Here is a 7,171-nt window from a genome sequence, read left to right as displayed (position 1 = left end):
ATATATCGTCTTTTCATGACGAAGACCGGCAAAGGGTACAAAGGCATCGGCATGGAGGGCGCCATCGCCCGCTGGTACGCCACCAGCAACGGCAAGGCCCTCGCCAGGTACGACGAGCAGGTCGCCAGGACCCGGGAGTACGCCGCGAAGGGGGCCAGGATCCTGGAGGTGGCCCCCGGCCCCGGCTACCTGTCGATCGCCCTGGCCAGGACCGGCGACTACACGGTCACGGGGCTCGACATCAGCGAGACGTTCGTCGCGATCGCCCGCGCCAAGGCGGCCGAGGCCGGCGTGGAGGTGGACTTCCGGCTCGGGAACGCGGCCGCGATGCCGTTCAACGACGACAGCTTCGACTTCCTCATCTGCTGTGCCGCGTTCAAGAACTTCTCCGACCCCGCCGGGGCGCTGCGGGAGATGCGCCGGGTCCTGCGGCCGGGCGCCTGCGGGCTCATCGTCGACCTGCGCAAGGACGTGTCCAGGCAGGCCGTGGACGACGACGTGGCGCGGATGCGGATGGGGGCGATGTCCAGGGCGTTCACCAGGCTCGCGCTGCGGTCGTTCCTGCCCCGGCGGGCGTACACCAAGTCCGCGTTCGAGGCGCTGCTGGCGGATACGGGGTTCGCCTCGTACGAGGTCGGGCAGTCGCCGCTGGCCCTGGAGGTCGAACTCCGGACGTGACTTCGCCCGATTTCCCACATACGGAGCGTGTGGCCTTGTAACGTAGGGTCAACATTTCGCCTCGTGCGGGGGTCGATCGCATGCGATGGCAGGTGCACTCCGAGAAGTCCCTCTACACCGACGAATGGCTGGACGTCCGGGTTGCGGACGTGGAGTTGCCCGACGGGCGCCATCTCGATCACCGGCTCGTCCGCGCGGCCCCCGGGGCGGGTGCCATCGTCACCGACGACAAGGACCGCGTGCTGCTCATCTGGCGCCACCGCTTCATCACCGACAGCTGGGGCTGGGAGATCCCGCTCGGGCAGGTCGACGACGGCGAGATGCCGCGGGCGGCCGCGGCGCGCGAGGTCGAGGAGGAGACCGGCTGGCGTCCCGGGCCGCTGCGGCCGCTGCTGTCGATCCAGCCGAACAACGGGATCTCCGACGACCTGCACCACATCTACCGGGCCGAGTCGGCCAGGCACATCGGGCCGCCCTCCGACCCCTGGGAGGCCGAGCGGGTGGAGTGGGTGCACCTCGCCGGGGTGCGCAAACTCATCGACAACGGGGAGATCGTCTGCGGGACCAGCATGTCGGCCCTGCTCTACCTGCTCGCCGAGAGCCTCCCGGAGCACACCGTGCCGAAGGCGGCGGACCTGGCCTTCGACACGGGCTACGACCCGGGCCGGAGATATCTCCTGCCCGACGATCTTCCCGAACTCTTCTGAGGGCGCCTCAGGAGAAGAGGTGGTCCACCACCCGGGCGGTGGCCTTGCCGTCGTCGCGGGGGGCGAACGTGGCGCGGAAGGCGTCGTAGCGGTCCGCGTGGGCCGCCGCCACCTCGTCGATCGACCGCAGCGCCTCGACCACCTCCGCCGACGTCGACAGCAGCGGGCCGGGCGCCTGCTCGGGCAGGTCCACGTAGAGGCCCCGCTTCGAGGAGTATTTCGCCAGGTCGTAGCCGTAGAGCACGATCGGCTTGCCGGTGGCGGCGAAGTCGAACATGACCGAGGAGTAGTCGGTCACCAGCACGTCGGCCACGAGCAGGAGATCCGCGATGTCCGGATATGTGGTGACGTCGCGGGCGATGTCGGGGACGGCGGGCATGGCCTGCATCGGGTGACCGCGGACGAGGATCTCGTGGTCGGCGCCCAGCGCCTCGCGGGCCTTGGCCAGATCGAGCTTGACCATGGCGTTCTTGCGGTCGTAGTCGCGCCACGTCGGCGCGTACAGCACCACCCGCTTGCCCGGGACCAGCCCCAGCCGCTCGCGCACGGCCGCGGCCAGGGTGTCCCGGTCGGGCGAGTTGAGCACGTCGTTGCGCGGCAGGCCGCTCTCGAGGATCTCCCCCTTGTAGCCGAACGCCTTGCGCAGCACCGGCGTGGCCCAGGGCGACTGCGACAGCAGCAGGTCCCAGCCGCGCACCTCGGCCGCCTGGCGGTGCCAGATCGGCGGCCTGGGGTCGCGCTGCATGTGGGGCTGGTCGTTGCCGATCAGCTTGGCCGGGGTGCCGTGCCACGTCTGCACCACCACCTGGTCCTCGCGGGCGCGGAACCAGACGGGCAGGAACGAGTTGGTGATGACGTGGCGGGACCTGGCCAGGGCCTCGTGGTGCTCGCGGCTGCCCGCGCGGACCGCGGTCGCGCCGCCGGGCGGCACGAAGGCGCCGTCCTTGACGATCCAGATGTGCTCGCGGTCGTCGCCCCTGCGCAGCCGCTCCTCGTAGATGGCGCGGACGCTGTCGGCGTAGAGGCGGCCGTCGTTGACGACGTAGACGGTCGAGTCGCGCAGCGGCTCGGTGCGCTGGGCCGGGTAGAAGACGCGGCGCAGGACGTGGGTGCCCGCCACCCCGCGCTCCTCGGCGGGCCTGGCCTCCTCGACCGTGATCACCGGCACGTCGAAGCGGGTCGAGATCATGCGGTAGACGTGGCCGCCGAGCGTGCGCGGAGCCTCGTCCAGGCCGCCCAGGGCCGCGTGGTCCATGCGCAGTGGAACGATCTCACCCGACGGGTGGCGCAGCGACAGGTTCCAGGTGCCGGAGGACAGCGGCACGGCCTCGCCGAAGCGGTCCATGGACGCGGGCTCGACGCGTACGGAGAACTCCTCGCCGGAGCGCTCCATCGGCAGCCAGTAGGACAGCCCCGACCGGTGCCGCAGCGTCAGCGTGCGGGAGCCCTCGGCGTCGGGGTAATGGCCGCGCAGGACGAGCGCCTCGCCCTCCCAGAGAGCGGAGGTGATCACCGGGCGGATGCGGTGGGCGGAGACGACGACCCGGTCGCGGCGGTCGCCGAGCACGGTGATCTCGCGGTCGCCCACGGGCGTGCGGGTCTCCGACGCGTCGGCCAGCATGACGGAGGCCGCCGGGTCGCCCTTGGGCTCGACCCAGAGCCGCCGGCCGTCCTTCTCCTGGAGGAGGGTCGGCACGGCCAGCCCGACCAGCACCTGCGTGCCGTCGCCGGACGGCGTGAAGTCGGCCGCGATGCGGTGGCCGCCCAGCCTGGCGTGGCCCTTGGTCACCTGGCGGCCGGGCAGGAAGATCTTCAGCTCGAGGCGGTCGCCGTCGACGGACACGCCGGTCAGCTCGGCCCGGTTGGGCTGGAGCACGACCTGCAGCGCCCGGTCCGACGTCCAGACCGGCCGGACCCACCAGCCGGGCTTCAGCTTGAGCCCCGCGGGCCGCTCGGGGCGGCCGATGGAGGAGCCGCGCAGCAGGCCCGTCGCCCGCGCGCCCCGGCTCCAGAACACGATCTCGGCCCGCCACGTCGTCGCGTCGGGCACGGAGGGCCGGTGGCGCATGCGGCGGCGCACGCCGTGCACCACGCCGCGTACGGCACCGCGCCAGCGCAGCGGCCACGGGCTCAGCTCGGCGGTGAAGCCGGACCAGTCGTAGTTGCAGCCCGGCTCGCGCGCGCCGTGGGTGGCCTCAGGGGCCAGGACCCGGCGGGTGCGCATGCGGATCGGCGGCAGCCAGCGCGGCCCGCGCAGCACCACGGTCGCCCAGTTGAACCGGCGGCTGCGGACGGAGAGCCCGGCCAGGTAGGCGAACCCGGACACGCGCAGCTTGCCGTCGGCCCAGACGATGTCGTCGATGTGGGTCACCGGCACCAGGTCGGAGCGGCGCAGGCGGTAGAGGTCGGGCGGCAGCTCGTCGCGGAAGGGCAGGTCGGCGTACCAGCTCAGGCCCTTGCGGATGCGCTTGGACGGCTCCGCCGCAGCGGCCACCACCGTGGCGAGCGTCTCGCCGTCGACGAGCTCGTCGTCGGGGCGGTGCTCGATGAGGTGGCAGACGAGCCGGCGCGCGACCGGCAGGTCGCGTTTGACCCCCGCGTCCACGCCGGCGAGGTAGGGGCGTACGAGATCGAGCATCTCGCGCCGCCGGGCGGCGCCGCGTTTGACCGCCAGCTCGATGCGCGACCCCAGGGGGCCGCTGAGCGCCTCGGCGTCGAACGCCGCGTCGCGACCGCCAGGGCCGACCGCTCGCATGACCGCCTCGAGAGGCTCGCCACGATCGCAGAGATCCTGGACAGCCTTCAGGCGGTCGGCGAGCGACTCGCCGCCCTGGCTTTGGGCTGTGACGCCGGTGGCCATAGGGGTGGCACCGCCTTTCGGGCCGCCATCAAGTGTTCTGCCCATGGTAATGGGAGTCACATGTCACAGAATCGCCCGTTCGGCGAAACAGCAGGTCAACACGGTTACTGAAAATCGCCTGAACGCCCGTCCCACCTCGCCAGGCGCATGTCCACCCGCTCGCCGCGCAACGGGGTGCCCTCCTCGCGCCAGTGCGCGAGACATCGTTGCAGGTGGTCAGGGGCGGCGCCGCTGCCGTCGGCGTGTACGACGCGCCACCACGGAACGCCGCCGCCCCAGGTGGACATGACCTTGCCGACCTGCCGGGGGCCGCCCTCACCGAGGTATTCGGCGATGTCGCCGTATGCCATGACCTTGCCGGGCGGGATGCGTTCGACGAGTTCGAGCACCCGCTCCACGAAGGGGTTCACGGGCTCCATGCGGCCGGGCCGGCGTCGATGATCTCATGCAGCTTGCCGATCTCCATCACGGTGCCGGCCGTGGCGACCTCGATGATGCCGTCGCGCAGGGCGTACACCTCGCCGTCCTCGCCCACGAGCCGGGCGCCGAGCGCGGTCGACAACCTCAGCAGCTGGGCCAGTTGCCAGTCGGAGCCGGGCTCGCCGACGAGGTGGCCCTCCCAGCGCGCCACGGCGTGCCTGCCGCCCGCATGACCGGCCACGATCTCGTCAGATCCGCGCAGCTCGAAACCGGCCGGCGCGATGGCCTTCGCGAGCTCCGCGAAGGCGAGTGGCGACTCACGCACCACCCGCAGCTCGTATCCCATGACGGGGGACCATAGCGGATCTTCACGCATCGCGCTGATCGACTCTTACTCCTCGCGCTGGTCGAATCCGGGACCCTTGCGCTGATTGAGCACGACGATGCCGCCGCAGAACACGATCAGCGCCACCAGCACCCCGCCCCCGTACAGCCACATCCGCCACGGATCGGCCCCTGGCCGGGTCGGCACGGGCGAGTCCTCGCCCTGGCCGAAGTGCTCCATCCCGGGCACGACGCTGCGCTGGGCGCCGGTGAGGCGCTCGGCGGCGTTCAGCGCGGCGGCGGCGTCCACCACCCCGAACCCGGTCTCGTCGTCGTATCCGGCCGCGGGCCGGCCCCTGGCGCTCGATGACAGGGCCTGGGCGACCTGTTCCGGCGGCAGGTCCGGGTAGCGCGCCTTGATGAGCGCGGCCACGCCGGCCACGAGCGCGGCGGCCGAGCTGGTGCCCTCCGACAGCTCGTAGCCGCTCTCCCGCTTGACCACGGGCACGTCCACCCCGGGCGCGGAGACCAGTACGGACACGTTGTCGCTGCTGAACGTGGCCCGCCTGCCCTGCTTGTCGGTGGCCGCCACGCCGATGACCCCGGGGTAGCCGGCCGGGAAGCTCCAGTAGGAGGTGCCCTTCTCCTTGGCGTACGGGGTCTGGCCGTCGTTGCCCACGGCGGCGACCAGGACGACGCCCTTGCCCAGCGCGTACGAGACGGCCTCGCGCTCGGACCTGAGCGGGCCGTAGGAGCCGATCGACATGCTGACGACCTGGGCGCCGTGGTTGGCGGCGTACCGGAGGGCCCGGGCCAGCGGGCTCTCCGCGGACGCCCCCTCCTCGTCCAGCGGCGGCATGGCGTAGCCGGGCTCGTCGATGACCATGGGCAGGGACAGGATGCGGGCGCCGGGGGCGACGCCGACGAAGCCGTCGTCCTCGCCGGAGCCGGCGATCAGGCCCGCCATGGCGGTGCCGTGCTTGCCGGGCGGCAGCTCGCGGTTCACCGTGCCCGAGGTCATGTCGGGGCCCGCGCTGACGCGGCCCTTCAGCTCCTTGATCTCGCCGTCCACGGCGCTGTCCACGACGGCGACGGTGACGCCCTCGCCCTTGGTGACGGACCAGGCCTGCTCGACGTTGAGCGCGTCGAGCACCCACTGCTGCTGGTCCCGGACAGGATCGGCCGCGGGACCCGCGAAAGCGAGCAGCGCGGCCGTGAGCACGCGTACGGCGGTCAGCACACGTTCCCCTGGGTGCAGGGCGGCACCTTGGGCGGGTCCGCCAGGAAGTAGGCGATCTGGTTGCCGACGGACTTGGCGGCCGGCCACAGCTCGCTGTGCAGGATCTCCTCGGGCGCGATCGCGGCCCTGGTCCGCCCGTCGGCGTAGCCCGCCGTGGAGAACACGATGTACGGCCCCGCGCCCACCCAGCCGGTGCGCTGGCGCTGGTCGGGCCCGAAGCGCTCGCTCACTGTCCCCGGGAAGGCGACCGGCAGCACGCCCACGCGGTCGTCCTGGCTGAGCTCCTCGGTCGCCGAGACCCTCGACTCCTCGTCCTTGAGCACGGCCACGCCGACCGTGATGACGAAGGAGGCGGTCTGGTCGACGTACGTGGCCCGCAACATCGTGACGCAGCCGTGGCTCTGCAGCACGCCGGCCACGGAGGCGTCCACACCCTCGGCGCACTCGGTCTCGGGGGCGATGCCGACGCGCCTGGCGTACTGCTGGGCACGGTCGAGCCCGAGGTATTTCACCTCTTCGGGAAACACGCCCGTGGCCGGCCAGGCCTGCCAGCGCCGGGCGATCTCCTCCTGCTTGTACTGGTTCTGCTCGGCGGGCGTCAGCGGTCGCGAGCGCGTCTCGGCGAACAGGCCGATCGTGCCGAGCAGCACGACGACGGACGACACGGCGATGATGACGCCGAGCAGCGCCACGAAGACGCGGCGGTAGCGGATGCCCTGCTGGAGCGCGCCGAGCTCGGCCCGCTCCTTCGCCTCCGTGCGCCTGCGGGAGTCCGCCGCCGGCCACGAGCGCACTCGTGAACGGCGGCCGGTGGGGGCGCCGAGCGGATTTCTCCGCTCCTGCGTGGCTTCTCCCCCGGCGCGCGGTAGCCCTGAGGTCGACCTACGTGCCTTCACCACCGCCTCGTTCCCGCATTCGCGTCGTGTCTATTTCGTCCCCCTA

The 7,171-nt window shown here is 72.0% G+C and carries 7 protein-coding genes; 2 read left to right on the top strand and 5 right to left on the bottom strand.

Going from position 1 to position 7,171, the window contains the following annotated elements:
• Positions 1-15 precede the first annotated feature (15 nt).
• Entirely contained in the window at positions 16-678 is a 663-nt protein-coding gene (locus ACBJ59_RS29530) for a class I SAM-dependent methyltransferase (protein WP_375113464.1), read from the top strand.
• 80 nt (positions 679-758) lie between these two features.
• Positions 759-1,385: an NUDIX domain-containing protein gene (locus tag ACBJ59_RS29525; RefSeq protein ID WP_375113463.1), complete on the top strand. Its 627-nt coding sequence runs from the start codon at positions 759-761 to the stop codon at positions 1,383-1,385.
• Between the two features lie 7 nt (positions 1,386-1,392).
• On the opposite strand, the gene ACBJ59_RS29520 is transcribed toward ACBJ59_RS29525, so the two are convergent.
• The 5 genes from ACBJ59_RS29520 to ACBJ59_RS29500 form a co-directional block, all read right to left on the bottom strand.
• Positions 1,393-4,140, bottom strand: a complete 2,748-nt coding sequence (locus ACBJ59_RS29520) for a CDP-glycerol glycerophosphotransferase family protein (protein WP_375113462.1) — start codon at positions 4,138-4,140, stop codon at positions 1,393-1,395.
• 209 nt (positions 4,141-4,349) lie between these two features.
• On the bottom strand, positions 4,350-4,664 hold the full coding sequence (locus ACBJ59_RS29515) for an MGMT family protein (protein ID WP_375113461.1): 315 nt from the start codon (positions 4,662-4,664) through the stop codon (positions 4,350-4,352).
• Positions 4,652-5,011 carry a hypothetical protein gene (locus ACBJ59_RS29510; protein ID WP_375113460.1) on the bottom strand — a complete coding sequence of 120 codons (360 nt, stop codon included), beginning with the start codon at positions 5,009-5,011 and terminating at the stop codon, positions 4,652-4,654. The genes ACBJ59_RS29515 and ACBJ59_RS29510 overlap by 13 nt, the downstream gene beginning before the upstream one ends.
• Positions 5,012-5,056: 45 nt before the next feature.
• Positions 5,057-6,229: a S8 family serine peptidase gene (locus ACBJ59_RS29505; RefSeq protein WP_375113459.1), complete on the bottom strand. Its 1,173-nt coding sequence runs from the start codon at positions 6,227-6,229 to the stop codon at positions 5,057-5,059.
• Positions 6,223-7,023 carry a hypothetical protein gene (locus ACBJ59_RS29500; protein ID WP_375113458.1) on the bottom strand — a complete coding sequence of 267 codons (801 nt, stop codon included), beginning with the start codon at positions 7,021-7,023 and terminating at the stop codon, positions 6,223-6,225. The genes ACBJ59_RS29505 and ACBJ59_RS29500 overlap by 7 nt, the downstream gene beginning before the upstream one ends.
• Between the last annotated feature and the right edge of the window lie 148 nt (positions 7,024-7,171).

The sequence above is a fragment of the Nonomuraea sp. MTCD27 genome (genome assembly GCF_041950495.1).
Lineage (GTDB): Bacteria > Actinomycetota > Actinomycetes > Streptosporangiales > Streptosporangiaceae > Nonomuraea.
This window is presented reverse-complemented; position numbering and strand designations above follow the sequence as displayed.